15 protein-coding genes are annotated in these 16,106 nt (G+C 34.7%); 5 read left to right on the top strand and 10 right to left on the bottom strand.

Annotation, left to right across the window (positions count from 1 at the left end; translation table 11 throughout):
• Nucleotides 1-43: 43 nt before the first annotated feature.
• The 3 genes from ACFX4H_RS25955 to ACFX4H_RS25965 form a co-directional block, all read right to left on the bottom strand.
• Nucleotides 44-460 carry a hypothetical protein gene (locus ACFX4H_RS25955; RefSeq protein ID WP_241637899.1) on the bottom strand — a complete coding sequence of 139 codons (417 nt, stop codon included), beginning with the start codon at nucleotides 458-460 and terminating at the stop codon, nucleotides 44-46.
• A 30-nt stretch (nucleotides 461-490) separates the two neighbouring features.
• A complete protein-coding gene (locus ACFX4H_RS25960) occupies nucleotides 491-877 on the bottom strand; it encodes a nucleotidyltransferase domain-containing protein (RefSeq protein WP_377436499.1) in 387 nt (128 codons plus the stop codon).
• A 215-nt stretch (nucleotides 878-1,092) separates the two neighbouring features.
• A complete protein-coding gene (locus ACFX4H_RS25965; RefSeq protein WP_377436501.1) occupies nucleotides 1,093-1,479 on the bottom strand; it encodes a DoxX family membrane protein in 387 nt (128 codons plus the stop codon).
• Nucleotides 1,480-2,354: 875 nt separating this feature from the next.
• On the opposite strand from ACFX4H_RS25965, the gene sda reads away from it, so the two are divergent.
• The 3 genes from sda (at nucleotide 2,355) to ACFX4H_RS25980 (ending at nucleotide 4,612) form a co-directional block, all read left to right on the top strand.
• Nucleotides 2,355-2,507 carry a sporulation histidine kinase inhibitor Sda gene (sda, locus tag ACFX4H_RS25970; protein ID WP_069202239.1) on the top strand — a complete coding sequence of 51 codons (153 nt, stop codon included), beginning with the start codon at nucleotides 2,355-2,357 and terminating at the stop codon, nucleotides 2,505-2,507.
• Nucleotides 2,508-2,815: 308 nt separating this feature from the next.
• Nucleotides 2,816-3,130 carry a hypothetical protein gene (locus ACFX4H_RS25975; RefSeq protein ID WP_241637902.1) on the top strand — a complete coding sequence of 105 codons (315 nt, stop codon included), beginning with the start codon at nucleotides 2,816-2,818 and terminating at the stop codon, nucleotides 3,128-3,130.
• Nucleotides 3,131-3,490: 360 nt separating this feature from the next.
• Nucleotides 3,491-4,612, top strand: coding sequence for a type II asparaginase (locus ACFX4H_RS25980; protein WP_377436503.1), 1,122 nt, complete (start codon nucleotides 3,491-3,493; stop codon nucleotides 4,610-4,612).
• Between the two features lie 194 nt (nucleotides 4,613-4,806).
• On the opposite strand, the gene ACFX4H_RS25985 is transcribed toward ACFX4H_RS25980, so the two are convergent.
• From ACFX4H_RS25985 to ACFX4H_RS26000, 4 genes are all read right to left on the bottom strand, one after another.
• Complete coding sequence (locus ACFX4H_RS25985) at nucleotides 4,807-6,243, bottom strand: amino acid permease (protein ID WP_377436504.1); 1,437 nt, start codon at nucleotides 6,241-6,243, stop codon at nucleotides 4,807-4,809.
• A 132-nt stretch (nucleotides 6,244-6,375) separates the two neighbouring features.
• Entirely contained in the window at nucleotides 6,376-7,830 is a 1,455-nt protein-coding gene (locus ACFX4H_RS25990; protein ID WP_249599114.1) for an aldehyde dehydrogenase family protein, read from the bottom strand.
• A gap of 56 nt (nucleotides 7,831-7,886) precedes the next feature.
• On the bottom strand, nucleotides 7,887-8,927 hold the full coding sequence (locus ACFX4H_RS25995) for a homoserine dehydrogenase (protein WP_249599115.1): 1,041 nt from the start codon (nucleotides 8,925-8,927) through the stop codon (nucleotides 7,887-7,889).
• 36 nt (nucleotides 8,928-8,963) lie between these two features.
• Nucleotides 8,964-10,181: a cystathionine gamma-synthase family protein gene (locus tag ACFX4H_RS26000; protein ID WP_249599116.1), complete on the bottom strand. Its 1,218-nt coding sequence runs from the start codon at nucleotides 10,179-10,181 to the stop codon at nucleotides 8,964-8,966.
• 450 nt (nucleotides 10,182-10,631) lie between these two features.
• On the opposite strand from ACFX4H_RS26000, the gene ACFX4H_RS26005 reads away from it, so the two are divergent.
• Entirely contained in the window at nucleotides 10,632-11,375 is a 744-nt protein-coding gene (locus ACFX4H_RS26005) for a GntR family transcriptional regulator (protein ID WP_249599117.1), read from the top strand.
• A 607-nt stretch (nucleotides 11,376-11,982) separates the two neighbouring features.
• On the opposite strand, the gene ACFX4H_RS26010 is transcribed toward ACFX4H_RS26005, so the two are convergent.
• The 3 genes from ACFX4H_RS26010 to ACFX4H_RS26020 form a co-directional block, all read right to left on the bottom strand.
• The gene (locus ACFX4H_RS26010) at nucleotides 11,983-12,564 is read right to left on the bottom strand and encodes a type 1 glutamine amidotransferase family protein (RefSeq protein ID WP_063591623.1); all 582 of its coding nucleotides are present in this window, start codon (nucleotides 12,562-12,564) and stop codon (nucleotides 11,983-11,985) included.
• Between the two features lie 143 nt (nucleotides 12,565-12,707).
• Nucleotides 12,708-13,031 (bottom strand): GNAT family N-acetyltransferase, encoded by a 324-nt coding sequence (locus ACFX4H_RS26015; RefSeq protein ID WP_237752145.1) that lies wholly within the window; start codon nucleotides 13,029-13,031, stop codon nucleotides 12,708-12,710.
• A 379-nt stretch (nucleotides 13,032-13,410) separates the two neighbouring features.
• The gene (locus tag ACFX4H_RS26020) at nucleotides 13,411-14,235 is read right to left on the bottom strand and encodes an alpha/beta fold hydrolase (RefSeq protein ID WP_377436507.1); all 825 of its coding nucleotides are present in this window, start codon (nucleotides 14,233-14,235) and stop codon (nucleotides 13,411-13,413) included.
• 287 nt (nucleotides 14,236-14,522) lie between these two features.
• Here ACFX4H_RS26020 and ACFX4H_RS26025 point away from each other — a divergent pair, with 287 nt between their 5' ends.
• Nucleotides 14,523-15,239, top strand: coding sequence for a vanadium-dependent haloperoxidase (locus ACFX4H_RS26025; protein ID WP_377436509.1), 717 nt, complete (start codon nucleotides 14,523-14,525; stop codon nucleotides 15,237-15,239).
• Nucleotides 15,240-16,106: the final 867 nt, after the last annotated feature.

Raw genomic sequence — 16,106 nt, forward strand, 5'->3', positions numbered from 1 at the left:
ATCTTCAGCTAACGTATCTGTTAACTTAATATTTTTCTATTCTTTATTTCTGTTCATTTAGTTTGAAAATAGAGGATAATGTTTCACCGTCTTTCCCTTCCAAAACGCTCCATACCTCCTTTTCATCCTGCACGTCTACGGAGCCAGCTTCGTTGAACCACACCTTATATTTCTGCCCTTCCTTGTTTTCTTGGTCTATAAACCAAAATACAGAATCTTCTTTACTACTTTTATCAACTGATACTGTTTTATCCCATTTGACATCTGCTATAATGTCTTCAATCTTTTTGACATTATCTTTATCCAATACAGCTCGTTTATCACTTAAACTACCGTACTCTACTATTTGATAGCCAACGTCTTTTGCCTCAGGAGAACCCGAAGTTTTAGAGGAACTTGAACATCCCCCTAACGCCACAATGATAACAAGCAAACTGAAACTCCATAATAATTCCCTCATACTAACACCTCTTTTTTCCAATTGCACCATTCATAAACAGTGTTGCAAGGCATCTTTCCTCCATACCCAATCTGGAAAACCGTTAGCGACTATATCGCCATTATCAGAATACCGAACAAATACAAAACTCACATCGACATTGTTTTTGAGGAAATCGGTTTGAAACTCGCCTACAGGCTTTATTTGAAAACCAGCATTAACAAGAGCCTGTTCCAAGTGCTCACGATAATGTAACCAAGTAACTAAATCAATATCAGTATGTGAACGAGTAATCTTTCCAAGAAGAAAATCTATCGCCCATCCGCCTCGTAGCCACAGGTTAAAATTAAGTGATAAGCAAATTTCACTTATTTCAAGAAGTATATTTAATTGTGATTTGCCTGTATCATTTTCTCCGGTAACATTCTTACAATCCATCCTCATACACACCCTTTATGTACTAAGATTTTAAGCATTACCTTATTCTGCATAAGGATTGCAAAATCCTTCTTCAAAAAACCTGCCCCGTTAGTTGCATATAGAAAGAGCTGCCTTAAAGACAGCTCTGATCTTCAGTTAACGAACCCGTTTGTTCAATACGTTATTATAGAGTTGATACAAACTTGACGCAAAATGTGTAATTCAAGGAAGTATTAATGAGAAGGCTTTTTCTCCAAAATACTTTTAAAACTTTTTCTGTAACAAAACAACAAATAACTATACATGATTACAATTATTACTGCTAAAACAAGTAACGAATGATCAAGGATCAAATGAAGTAAGAAAATGTTGGCTACAATTGGACCCAATATTGCAAGTGCTAATGGGACAAATCGATTACTTAAAAGTAAAACTCCACAAACAATCTCTAAAAACTTTTCAAATATTAATAGATATTCAAATTGGAATAATGCCATCGCTTCGGGGCTAGTAGCAATAAATGGTTCAAAGTCAAAAATGACAAAATAACCGTTTAGACCTGCAATAAGGAAGATAACACCTAAAAATATTCTGGAGAGATGTAAAAGGACTTTAATCAACCTGCACACCACCTATTTGATTTTAGTTTTAATTCTAATTTTATTATAGTTGGTTACTGCGAAGTACGAAAAAAACTTTTTACTAATGCAACTAACCCTCCCCTATAGTTGCATAAGAAAAAGCTGTCTTAAAGACAGCTACGATCTTCAGCTAACGCACCCGTTAGTTCATACAGGTTTGTTGGGGTGACACAAACTGTGAGGTGAAAATTAAGTTAAAAAGGACAAAAAAGATTACTCTTTCTTATCCTTTGCAAGTAAATCAATTATTCTATCAACTTTTGTTCAATGCTTTCTGATTTGCTTGGCTGTTTAGTAACGAGAGAAAGAACAAGAAAAAAACACACCAGAAAAAATCCCAAATATAAAAATAAGGAAAACTAATTGAAATATAAAATCACCAATATTCATATTAAATCCTACCTTTACTTCAATAAGGGGTTGCCGCAGCAACCCCTTATTGAAGTAAATCCCCTTTAGTTGGATAAGATAAGCTACGACAATGAAAGCTACGATCTTCAAAAATAAACCACTTAATTGAAAACCGTCTATTGATAAAATAAATTATTATTTTAATCGGTGATTTTTAACTTTTATATTAATGATTAGCATTATGTAAACCAGGAAATCTAAAAATATTGTGTTTTATGATGTCGGTATATGTTGTTTTATGTAGATTGAAATATAGAATAAATATGAACCCTATTTGTTACAAAAAAGTTCACTCTATATTTTCAATTGGGGACTCCCTTCGTTAATTATTAATTACCATAATTTGTCTTACTTGAGTTATTATATTATTATTTATCACTTAATATTAAATACATTTTATTGTATGTTTAAACGTGGTTTTAAAGAAATAGAAGAGGGAAGATATGAAAAAATTAAATGATCAACTATTGATAGACTCATACCTTAAAGCAATTGAATTAGACTTAGAAAAAAAATTCATCCTCGTTCTAGAAGAGGAATTGAAGAGAAGAGGTCTACCCCTACCCCTCATCGATCAAAAAGATAGGAGTAACTAATTAGTATATGCTTGAAACTGTAATTCTTTGCTTTGTTTTTTAATCAAAACTAATAATTCTTGTTCCTTAATAGGCAATTCTCTGTATAAGACTCGTACAAGCTGTATAACTAATTAACTCTCTAGGATTGTCTTTTTAGTGTCAAAAATATTGACTCAAATCGACTTTTATAATTAATTAAATCTCTTACTTGAATTTCGACATGAACTTTCATTTGTCCTTTATGAACTAAACTGTAAACGGATTGATACGCAAATAGCATAGTTGAAGGAGACTTCTAATTAATATTCGTTAAGGAGTGATGTAAGATGATAAGCGTAACAGTAGATAAGTTAAAGTTCAAGAAACAATTATCAGTGAATGAACAAATCACACTGAAAGATTTTCTGTATACCTGGGTAGGTAGCTCAAGCAAGGGATTTGACGATTTTTTTCACCTTGAGTACACAGTAGATGTATTTGCCAAAATGGAAAAAACGACGAATGACACCGATTTGTTGATTTCGGATGATGATTATTTCAGATACATAACATTGACGGAAGATAATCAAATTGTGATAGGTGTTTTAAATATGAATTCAGAATTAAAACATAGAATAATTTCACTAGATAAGATTAAATAATTCTTCGTTTTCTTTAATTCATACAAAATGAGGCAGCGTGGTACACTGTCTTTTTTTATTTGTTCACTATATGTCTTATGGGACGTTACTGAATTATCCTGCCCAAAAAAAGCTGCCTTAAAGACTGCTCAGAGCTTCAGCTAATGCACCCGTTAGTTTTAGTAGATTTCTTCACATACTTTTTAGTATTTCAGTTAATACAGGAATGCCGCCGCATGACGATTCTACAAGGAAGCTAACATTCTCAATTTCTATGGTTTTTTCCAACAGAATAAAAATCATGTAAGAAATACCTAAATATGATAGTATTTTCTATGTCATACATAATTTAATAATTAATAAAGAAGGAGCTAACTAGACATGAACATAAAAAAATATCTAGGAATCACGTTTCTATCAGTTACACTATTACTTTTTGGATCTATCACTGTTATCCATAGCTCAGCAAATAGTAATCCAAAAGAAGAGAGAGTAGAAGCAACTTCAACAAATCCAAAGTTAAACAATGTGAAAATTTTAGCAACTGGTGGAACGATTGCAGGTTCTGCTACGTCCAATACTGACACAACTGGTTATCAAGCAGGTGCACTTGGTGTTGAAACACTAATTAAAGCTGTTCCTGAACTAAAACAAGTAGCAAATGTGAGTGGTGAACAAATCGCCAATATTGGCAGTAACAATATGGATAATAAAACTTTATTAAAGTTGTCGAAACGAATTAATGAGTTATTAAAATCTAAAGACGTTGATGGTATTGTCGTAACGCATGGAACAGATACCTTAGAAGAAACTGCTTATTTTCTGAATCTGGTCGTAAAAAGCAACAAACCTGTCGTGATTGTTGGATCAATGAGACCGGCTACAGCTATAAGTGCAGATGGACCTTTAAACTTATATAATGCTGTAAAAATTGCTGCTAGTAAAGATGCTAAGAACAAAGGTGTTTTAATCTCATTAAATGACCGGATAGGTTCTGCACGTTATATAACAAAAACCAATACAACCATGACAGATACATTCCAATCGGAGGAACAAGGCTATTTAGGAGCAATCGCAGGTAATAAAATATTTTTCTACAATGAACCTACTCGTAAACATACAACCAAATCGGTGTTTGATGTATCAAAACTAGATAAACTTCCTCAAGTGGACATTATTTATAGCTATCAAAATGATAGTAGATATTTTTACGATGCATCTGTGAAAGCAGGAGCTAAAGGGATTATAATAGCAGGTGAAGGAAACGGCTTAACTTCTGATACTGCTTTTGAGGGTGCTAAAGACGCTGTCAAAAAAGGCGTGATTATTATTCGCTCTAGCCGTGTAGGAAATGGTATTGTTACGAGAGAAAAGATTGACGATGAAAGTAATTTTGTTACAGCGGACTCACTTAATCCTCAAAAAGCACGTATTTTGACGATGCTTGCATTAACAAAAACAGATGATCCAAAAGAAATTCAGCAATTTTTCAACGAATATTAATCATTAAAATTAGAAATTTCTTGATTAACTAAAAGTGAATGAAATTTAAAGCATACGATGGTATGAATCACCAACGTATGCTTTTATTTATTTTTGTACTAAGTTGAACTTTAACTGCCAAAGTTGTATAAAGAAACAACTGCCCTCAGGGAAGCTCAAATTTCAGCTAACGCACCCATTAGTAAAAAATCTCTTTACTTAATATTCCTAATATAATCATCCGTTTCATTATAAGAATTTACCTGATTCTTATTTCCTCGATTTTTCATATAGTAGAAGACATAGCATAAAATAATAAAAGGTACTCCACAATACAGAGCAATTCTTTGGCTCGCATCAAAAGCAAGACCAATACAGGAAGCAAGACACAAAACACAAGCAGCAATGGGTACAAAAGGATAAAGTGGTGTACGGAATTTTAAATTTTTAATATCTCCACCCATTTTCAAAAAATGTTTACGGAACATGTATTGTGATAAAACAATCCCTATCCAAACTACTACTACTGCAAATCCTGATATGGCCACAAGTACTACATAAACTGTATCAGGTGCAAATACACTAGATAATAGAGATAAACAAGCTACTGCCATACTTATAACTAAAGCATTCAATGGTACTCCATTTGACGTTATCTTTCCAAAAAATGAACTTATCATTTTCTCATTTGAAAGAGACCATAACATACGAGTAGATGCATATAGACCAGAGTTTGCTACTGAGAGTAAAGCTGTAATAATAACAAAGTTCATAATATCAGCTGCATAAGGAATTCCAATGTTGTCAAAAACCATCACAAATGGACTTTCAATGACTCCTGCTTCTTCCCAAGAGATTAAACCAGATAACACAAAAATTGCACCAACAAAGAAAAACATTGTTCGCCAAATTACATTTCTAATAGATCTAGGAACGTCTTTTTCTGGATTTTCACTTTCTCCAGCAGCAATGCCAATAAGTTCTGTTCCTGAAAAGGCAAAATTAACGGAAATCATGGCCATAAAAACTGGAAGCAGGCCATTTGGGAAAAGACCACCATCTGCAGTGAAATTAGAAAGCATGGGGGCAGAGGCTCTATCATCCATTGGAATAAATCCAAGCATTGCAGATCCTCCAAGTACAATAAATAAGATAATAGTAATTATTTTAATACCTGAAAACCAAAATTCGGTTTCTGCAAATATTTTTACTGAAAAGGAATTAAGTAAAAAAATTAGAATCGCAAAGACGGCGCTCCACATCCAAACAGAAGTGTTAGGAAACCACCTCTGCATCAACAGTCCAGAGGCAGTAAATTCGGAACCTACCGTTACCACCCAAGTAAGCCAGTACATTAAACCAATAGTAAATCCAGTAGCAGGACCGATATATTTGGTAGCGTAAGTTTGAAATGAACCTGTTACTGGCATTGCAACAGTTAGTTCGCCTAGGCATAGCATGACAAGGTACATGATTAATCCGCCTACTAAGTAAGCGAGAATCGTACCTCCTGGTCCAGCTTGGCTAATTGTATATCCACTGCTCAGAAAAAGACCCGTTCCAATTACACCACCTAGCGAAATCATGAACAAATGCCTGCTTTTCATTGAACGTTTCAACTGGTTTTCATTGGTATCATTTGTGTTTGGCATCTAGTCTCCTCCTCGTTTACTACTCTACAAGTACTTATTTTAATAGATAACAATATCCAAAGTTTATATTATTACAGAAAAATCAGAATCTTTAACATAAAGACTGACCTGCACAGGTCAGCCCTTATGTCATCATATTGTTTTATTAACTTTAAAACAAACAACTTTTGGTTCAGTCATTTCTTGAAGTGCAAACTTAATTCCTTCACGACCTAAACCAGAACCTTTTACACCTCCGAAAGGCATCGCATCAATGCGATAATCTGAGCTATCATTTACCATTACTCCACCTACATCAAGTTTACGTATGGCACCCAATGCCTTATCTAAATCACGAGTGAATATACCTGCTTGCAGTCCGAAATCTACACGATTAGATTGGGAAATAGCTGTATCAAGATCAGGAACATTATAAATGGTAACAACTGGGCCAAAAACCTCTTCAGTTGCCAATTTACAATTTTCTGGTACGTTAACTAGAACAGTAGGTTGATAAAAAGACCCTTCACGTTTTCCACCACAAAGCAACTTTGCACCTTTCTCAACAGCTTCATTTACCCAACTTTCAACACGTTTTGCTTCTTTTTCGGAGATCATTGGTCCCATATCTGTTTCTTCTAATAATTTATCACCTACTCGATATTGTTGAGTACGATCTATAAATTTACCAATAAAATCATGATAAACACCTTCTTGGACATATATTCTTTGTACCCCTAAACAATTTTGTCCTGCTGCCCAAAATGCTCCAGAAACAGTTGATTTCACAGCTTCTTCTAAATCAGCATCTTTCAATACAATAACGGGTGAGTTTGATCCAAGCTCCATACATATCTTTTTCAAACCTGCTTTTTGAATAATTGCTTTGCCAGTGGCAAGTCCTCCTGTAAAAGAAATCATTCGTATAGCTGAATGAGTAATTAGGCTATCTCCCATGTCACCTGGATGACCAGTAATGACGGATAAAATTTTCGGTGGCAAACCGGCTTTTTCAAAAGCTTCTGCCAATAAGAGAGCACTTAAGGGTGTTACAGTTGCTGGTTTTACAATAATAGCGTTCCCAGCAGCAATAGCAGGACCCACTTTATGTGCAACAAGATTTAATGGATCGTTAAAAGGTGTTATAGCTACAATAATGCCAATAGGAAAACGATAATAGTAACCTATGCGATCTTCGCTTCCGGGCATTTGATCAAACGAAATGGTTTCTCCATTAATTCTCCTTGCTTCTTCAGCACTTATACGAAGTGTTTCAATACAACGTAGTACTTCTTTTCTTGCTTCTTTAATTGTTTTACTTCCTTCACGAGCAATAGTAGTTGCATATCTTTCCTTATTTTCAAGGATCCAGTCCGCAGCACGATGAAGAATAGCAATTCTTTCGTGTGTTGGCATATCTGCTGCTATTTTAACTCCTTTTTTTGCTTCTTCTATTGTATAAATGACGTCGCTTTCATTAGCAGCAGGAACTGTTGTGATTAAACTATGATCCTGTGGATCCAAGACTTCAATGCATTTATCACGAGATACCCATTCCCCAGCAAGAAACATTTTATTTTTATTTATTAATTTGTCAGTAAATATCATACAAAATCACCTCAAGATAAGTAATTTTCAACTCATAATTTTAAGAATGAAACGAATTATAATTGATCACGGTTAATGTTGATTAAATCAATAAGAATCGAGAATCCTGTTTCTTTACGTCCAGCTCCGGCTCCAATTAAGGTAATCGGGCCAGCTAAATCACAATCATAAGTAATAGCATTTTGTGCACCTAAAACTCCAGCTAAAGGATCTGTAAGAGGTATAGCTTCAGGTCCTACCTTTGCAATGACTTTATCGCCATCCTTTATACATTTAGCAATTAACTTCCATCTCTTACCTTCTGATTTTGCCCACTCAATGTCCTTTTCCGTAAGATGACTAATCCCTTCACATTCTACTTCTTCTCGTTTCATTGGAATACCCATTACAATGTTAGCAAGAATGGTAGCTTTATATTGAGCATCATATCCCTCAACGTCGCTAGTAGGATCTGCCTCTGCATAACCAAGAGCTTGTGCCTCCGACAATGCATCTTGATAACTCAATCCTTCTTCCATTTTAGTTAGGATATAATTAGTTGTTCCATTCAAAATCCCCCGTATTTCAAAAATGCTGTTCCCTGCCAATGAACTCAGAGGCATTCTTAATGCTGGGGTTCCACTCATAACTGTTCCTTCAAACCCCCAACGAACATCATTTTTTTTTGCTAATTCAGCTAACTCTTGATAAGCTAGAGAAACTGGACCTTTATTACTCATTACTACGTTCTTTTTGCTTTCAAATGCTGCTTTACAATGATCAATGGCAGGTTGTCCTGTTTTTACATCAGTAAAGGTAATTTCAACAACAGTGTCTGCATTACTCTCACGTATTGTTTGAAAACTATCCCACCCTCTTACCAAGCTAGAAGTTCCAGGGTAACTATCTAATTTTCCTGTTTCCTTTACAGCTTGTAACGCTAAAGAAAGATCCAACCCCTTTGGATCATAAAGGGAACCTTTCATAACATCAGAAATAGCAACGATTTTTGCATCAAAGTTAAACCCACTACGTAGTGACTCACTTTTATCTTGTAAAATTTCAGCTAACCCTTGACCAACTACACCAAATCCAAGTAATGCTATCTTATGTGTCATATTTCAATACCTCTTCCATTAGTAATATTTTTGCTTTCAACTACAGCTAACAGGGTAATTGGATTCTAAGTAAGAAAAAGCTTGCTCTAAATCTGCTAAAAGATCTTCTGTATCTTCGATACCTACAGAGATACGAACTAAACCTTCTGGGATACCAAGGGCTTTACGCTCTTCAATAGTACATTCAACATGGCTGGTCGTTCTTGCAGGCCCATATATAGTTTCAACGGCTCCAAGATTTCCAGCTTTGTTTGCATATTTTAATTTTGATAATAAAATTTTGATAGCTTTCATTTCATCTTTTAATACAAAACTTAATATCCCACCGAACCCTCTCATTTGTTTCTTTGCGATATCATGATGTGGATGCGCTTCCAATCCCGGGTAATAAACTGCGTCAACAAGCTTTTTCTTTTGAAGATACTTTGCAATTTCCATTGCACTTTTTTCTTGTTGCCGTACACGAAGCTTTAACGTTTTCATCCCTCTTAAAATAAGGTAAGCTGACCACGGGTCCATAGTTGCTCCATTAATTTCACGAAAATGATAGACTTTTTTCATTAATTTTTCAGAGCCACATACTATGCCACCTAATGCATCTGCATGTCCGCTTAAGAATTTAGTTGCACTATGGACTACAATATCAACTCCTAATTGAAGAGGATTTTGATTAATTGGAGTAGCAAACGTATTATCTATGATAACTAATGCACCCACTGATTTTCCGACTCTTGCTAGCCTCTCAATATCAGTAACTTTCATAGTAGGGTTAGTAGGAGACTCTAAATATAGCACTTTACACCCTTTGGCCACTTCAGCTTCAATTTCTTTATGGTTTCCGGTATTACACAATGTCACATCGACATCAAGATTGGGCAAGAATTCAGTGAAAATTTTATTGGTTCCTCCATAAGTATCTTTAACTGATACAACCCGATCTCCCGGTCTTAGAAATGTATATAATGTACTACTAATAGCAGCCATTCCTGAAGAAAAACCTACAGCTTCCTCTGCCCCCTCGAGTATCCTCAATTTTTCTTCCAGGGCTTGAACAGTCGGATTTGCCATTCGATTATAGGTATAACCAGGTTTATTTCCAAGGGCAACTTCTTGCCATTCATCCACGTCATCGTAATTGTAGGCTACACTAAGAACTACTGGAACTTGGGTTGCATTATATGCAAGAGATTCTTTTTCTCCTGCCCATACCGCTTTTGTTCCATCGTGCACATCTTTAAAGTTATTCTCACTCATATTTTTCCACCTCTAATTTTATAACTTTGTAAAAATGGTCTTGTTGAAACATGAATTTTATTTTGTATATAATATATTGTATATTTTATACTCCACCCCCCTCCCTTCCACATTACAGTTCACCTAATGTTATCTTGGTTTTTTCTAAACATTAAGGTAACCAATACAAATAGTTTAAAAAACTTAAAACAAATGCAAAAATATACTTTATACTTTATATTATATATTGTATATAGTACAGAATAGTCTGAAAATATTTTACATATCGAATTATATAATTAACGTATCTATTTTTCAATGCTTTATTTTTTTATTCTTAAAAATTCTTTTTAAAAAACTGCATTATTTCTAATGCTATAAGCTTTATCAACTTGAAAAACAACAATTCATAAAAAAAATGGATGTAGGAGTCGTTTTATATCTTTAATATAATAATAAATAATGGAGATATTGAAGTCTGTAAAAGATGGTGCTAATATAAAAGACAAGAATTTCGAATTATATATTGTATACTATATAATGTTAATTTTTGGCTTAGGAGGAAACGCTATCAAAAATAAATATCAATCATTAAAAGATCTCGTATATGATTATATAACTGAAAGAATTCAGAACGGAACCTTACTTCCTAAGCATAAGATAAATGAATCGGTATTATGCGAAAAATTAGGAGTAAGTAGAACTCCTGTAAGGGAAGCTTTGATACAACTAGCTTCAGACAATTTACTCGAGTATCTTCCTAGAAAAGGATTTATTGTAAAAGAACTTGATACCAAGAAAAAGCTAGATGTATTTCGAATTGTTAGTGTATTGGATTCTTTAGCAGCCTCTTTATCTTTAGAACATATCACAGAAAGTGATATTGAACGTATGGAAGATTTGGTTAAGAAAATTGAATTTTCAATTTCAACAAAAAATTATTTAGATTATCAAAAATACCAAAATCAATTCCATAAAGTATATATTGATAAATGCAATAATCCTACATTAATAGATCTTCTTGATTCTTTACAAAATAGTTTTGTTAGACAAATTTATTTAAGTAATAATGAAGAAAAGCTTTTTGCCGTATTAGAGGAAATGAATGAAGATCATAAAGAAATTACTAATTATTTTAAAAAAAGAGATAAAGAGAATTTAGAGCAACTTATTAAGAATAAACATTGGGAAATAACTCATTTAGATATGATATAGGGTTCCTGTCTTATAGAAAATACAAAACCCATAGTCTGTCTAAATCCGGGCTTTACCTTTTGTGATACCCTCGAAAAGTGTTCGTAAAGTATACTTTTACGAACGGGTAAAATAGTTACACGGGAATATAAAAGTGAGGGGACAAGTGTTACTCTCAGCAGCCTGCCAGAACATCAAGAAGATTGCCACCCATCTATCCAGAATCGGATTGGTGGGTGGGAGTCGATAATCCCGTTACCTTCCACTATCTTACTCCACCTCCATATATATTTAGAGACGTTTACATTGCATAATAGTTCCAGCCTTTAAGACTAAATTGCCCCGATAGTTCCATAAACAAAAAGCTGCCCTAAAGACAGCTCTGATCCTCAGCTAACGCACCGGTTAGTTATATAAGAAAAGCGAAACTTCTTCAAGAATCGCGCCCTTTTCTTGAAGAACTAAAATCATAAATAAGAGTTTTCGAAATGGAACAGCTATTCTTCAAGATTACTAATCCGGTAAAATAGATCATAGTGGGGTTCTATCTCGGTGTCGCTAAAAAAGACCCGTTCCTCGTCGATTTGCAGGGACGATATCATTGATGATCGTCAAGATATCCAAGAAACTAACTTTTGATAAAACCTGTTTTAAATAAAGCATACCATTCTTTTAGTTCTTTACCTTCTAAAACATCCAATTTGCTTAAAATATCTCTTGAAAATTCTAGTGCCCCACTTCCATTAGCTGTGATTAGACAGCCATCACTAACAGATTGTTCTTCTATATATTTTTCATCGCCTCGATAATTAGGTGCACCTTCTTTTAAATAAGGCAATGAATTACCTGTATGTTTATGATGATCAAGAAATCCGTGATTCCCTAAAAAGGTAGTTGCATCACAAATTGCTGCAACCGGGATATCCTTTCCAAAACAAAAATCCACAAGCTTCTTTGCCTGCTGATTTTTTTCTTCTCTCCATCCAGTTCCGCCAGGAATAATCAACATCCCAAATTCCAATTTAAAAGAAAAGTCTTGTAAGCTATAATCCGGCAGAACAGTCAATCCACCCATTGAAATTTTAGGATCCTTGTCAATCGCAATTGTCTGAACTTGAAATCCCGTCCCTGGTTTATTTAACTCTGCAGTCACATAACTTGCTTCCCAATCTGAAAAACCATCTGTAATAAAAACTAATACTTTTTTCATTCGTATGTCCTCCCTATTTCTTATAAATGTAACCAAACACGCCATAAAATAGCTTCACTGCATATTCCGTGAGTTGAGTTTTTAAATGTTTCAAAATAATACTAATATGTTCTCAACTTCGAAATCATGCAACCGTTAGTTCATTAAGAAGAGCGATTATTGGATAACAAATCTCTACCTGAAGAATGATTATTTTGGTTATTGCTCTCATAAATTCTTGAACTGCTTCTCCAAGGATGGTATCCGTCACCTATATAAGTGAATCCATATTTTTCATAGTATCCAATGTGGTCAGTACAAAGGAATACTTTATTGAATCCTGCTTTTTCAGCATCAACTTTAGCACGTAAAAGTAACTCTTTGCCTAAAGACCTACCACGATAGCTATTTTCAATATAACCAAGGCCATAAATCCATACGACTAATAAAATCATTGCTAATAAGACCTGCGCAGCCAATAATTCCACCAGAATCCTCCATTAAATTCCAAATAGTAAAAGGACTATCTGTTGTTATGCTATGTGTTATACAGTCCTCATATACTCTCATACTGTTTTCGTTTGCCGTCGCGCTAGCCTCTACTTAATATGCTATGATTGGAGGTTTTTGTTTTAACGATTGACCAAACTCAATCAGATTACTCATAAGGCTCAGCCTTTTTTAAAAAGCGTTTTTACTGGGTCTATTTTATTGTGGTTTTTTCTGCTTTTTAATTTTCATGGGAGTTCCAGAAGAAAAGGTGCCGTAGCACCCCCTTATAATTGATTATATGTAAACATCCAGAAAGTACTATTATGGGTTTCCCATCCATCTTGAATAAAAAATATCCATCTTATTTCCTTCCGTTTAATTTCCGTCATGGAGAACCTCATGCAGCCTCTCAGCAAACTTCTTATGAAGCTCTGAATTGTAGCCTCCATGATGCCCAGGAAACTCCACAAAATTAGCTCCTAGTTGTTCCATTAAAGCTACTGAGCATCCATAAGCAAAAAATTCTCTTGAAGCAATGCCACCGGCTGGAAGTATCTGCATCGATGAAGATTTTAATACTGACTTCAAAGTATTTATATCTAGTGAATAGTTTATAATCCCCGGGATTTCATGTTCAACAAAGTAAGTTGAATTACTTATAAGACGCTCTGTTATCGCATACTTCGATTTCTTGGAATTATTAATTATGTCCCTTTCCGAATTTGACAATAACTTTAAGACCTCACTTTGATGATTTTTCTTAAGGGATTCCAAGAATAGCTTTGCCTGTTTGAGCTCATTGCCTAATAATAATTGCAATAAGACTGGTTCATGTGGTATCAATATTCGTAGTTGCATCGGGTGCCGTATGGATAAATCGAGTCCGATGACAGCACCAGAGCTGCTTCCAAATACGTACGCCGGTTCATCAGTCAATTTAGCTAGCAGACGGTGAGCGTCGTCGCTATGTGTCTTCACACGGTAATTCTCAGTTTGATTGAAGAGACTACTGCGGGAATGTCCACGGCGATCGTAAGTAACAACTGTGTACCGGTTAGCAAGATTATCTGCGACAAATTGGAATTTATCTGCGTCTCCACCTCCACCATGTATCATCAAAAGTAGAGGACCAGAGCCACGCACTTCATAATAGAGTGTCGCCCCAGACACTGCCAAAGTTCCATTCGTGATTCCAAGCATTTATAACTCCCCTCTCCTATTTTTCTATTTCAACTTAGACATTACCTATATAACGATGTCGTAATTCTATATATTCTTGGGTAACATTTATAATTCCTTCTTCAACTTACTGCCTCGATAGTTGCAAAGTCTGCCTCAGCATCCAGGGAATTGAAGTAAAACACATCTTGATCTAAATGTATAACTCACTCTTTCTCCTCTGATAAGGAATCAAAAAGTTAAATGGTCATACTTCATTACTCTTAATCATAAGGAACAAGGAGAACATTTATTAGGGGGTGGTCTTTATGAGAACAAGTTATAGAAGATGGACAGAGTTTCCTTACCCAGGGGAAAGTCTCCCACCTAAAGGTTCTCCAGAGGCAGGAAATTGGCCAATGTTTTTTATTTCAAGGGGAAGAGACAATGATTTCCTGGACCCCTTTCATAAACGAATCATTTGGCGAGTTAAAAATCCACTTGATATTGATTGGGAAACTGAATTATTCATTGTAGAAGAGACATTTAAGTCATTGACTTCCCAGCAAATACGCATCGCACGATATTGGGGAACAGGTGAATTAACGGCGAAAATTACCACTCTAATTTTCAATTTAGCTGAAAAGTATATGCTGGGGTCACCTAGTGTTGCAAGGGTTCAGAGTTATTTCCACGCGGCTATGAATGATACCTTTGTTATCACGTGGTTCTTAAAATATCATTGGGATGTTGCACGTCCAAATCAATATGGCAGAAATCTGTCTACTGTGCTGTTTACCCCTCGTTTTCCAGCTTACCCTTCTGCACACGCAACAGTGGCAGGCTGTGCAGAGACAGTATTAAGTTATTTCTTCCCTCAAGAGTCTTCAGAATTAATAAAAATAATGGAAGAAAGTGCTCAATCTCGTTTGTACGCTGGGGTACATTTTAATGTGGATAATAAGGAAGGTTTAAGTTTAGGCAGACAAATTGGAGAGGTGGTTGTAAGCTTTTTAAGGGCACAAAATCTAAATACGCTTCAATAATATTTTAGGTTCAGGTTGTGCTAACCTGAACCTTTAGTTAAATAAAGAAAGAGCTGCATAAAGTCAGCCCCGATCTTCAGCTAAAGCACCTGTTAGTGGACCAAGTCTATATACTTTTCCATAGCTAACCAATCTTTCATCCACTTTGTTCTTGGAAAATTGGTCTTTCTATTAGTAATGTTTATAGCTTTTACCTTGGACAAAAGGCAATGTGTTAATACTGCAATTATCACTCCAATTAAAATTCCCGCAACGGAAATCTAAGGGAAAAGAGTGAATGAAGTAAACGCAAAAGATTTTTATCTTTTTTTGAAGTTAAGAAAAAATAAGATAAACCCTCGTCGTGAAGGACTTGAAATACTTATATGACTAGCGTTTTATCAACATCACTATTCATTAAATATTTTAACAATATAATATTACTAGCTATTTTGTAAACACAAATAGCGTTAACCCTTTTGGCTAACGCTCTAAATCTATTAATAATACCTTACCAACTCGAACCTTTCCGACTATGTGTTAAGCTCAAACATCACACTCTTCTTTCTCATCCCTCATATAAATCGTGACCACCAACAGAAGTAGAAAAGATTTAGATTTTTTCTTACCATTCATTAGCTTAACGATTCCTCTATTCTTGCGTACCTTCGTATGCTCAATACCTTTATTTATCATTGCTTATACATATTATATTGAACTTTTCGCTCCTTATCATTCTATGGATGAAACTAATCTAATTGATATTATTATGTTTACGATAATCGGAATTGCTATTAACATAATGAATATTCATTACTTTAAAAAGCTACTTAACTGAGCACCTGCACCTTATTGGTGCTTTTTTATTTCCTCCTGATAAATTAAGTA

The sequence above is a fragment of the Peribacillus sp. YIM B13477 genome, assembly GCF_042787955.1.
Lineage (GTDB): Bacteria > Bacillota > Bacilli > Bacillales > DSM-1321 > Peribacillus > Peribacillus frigoritolerans.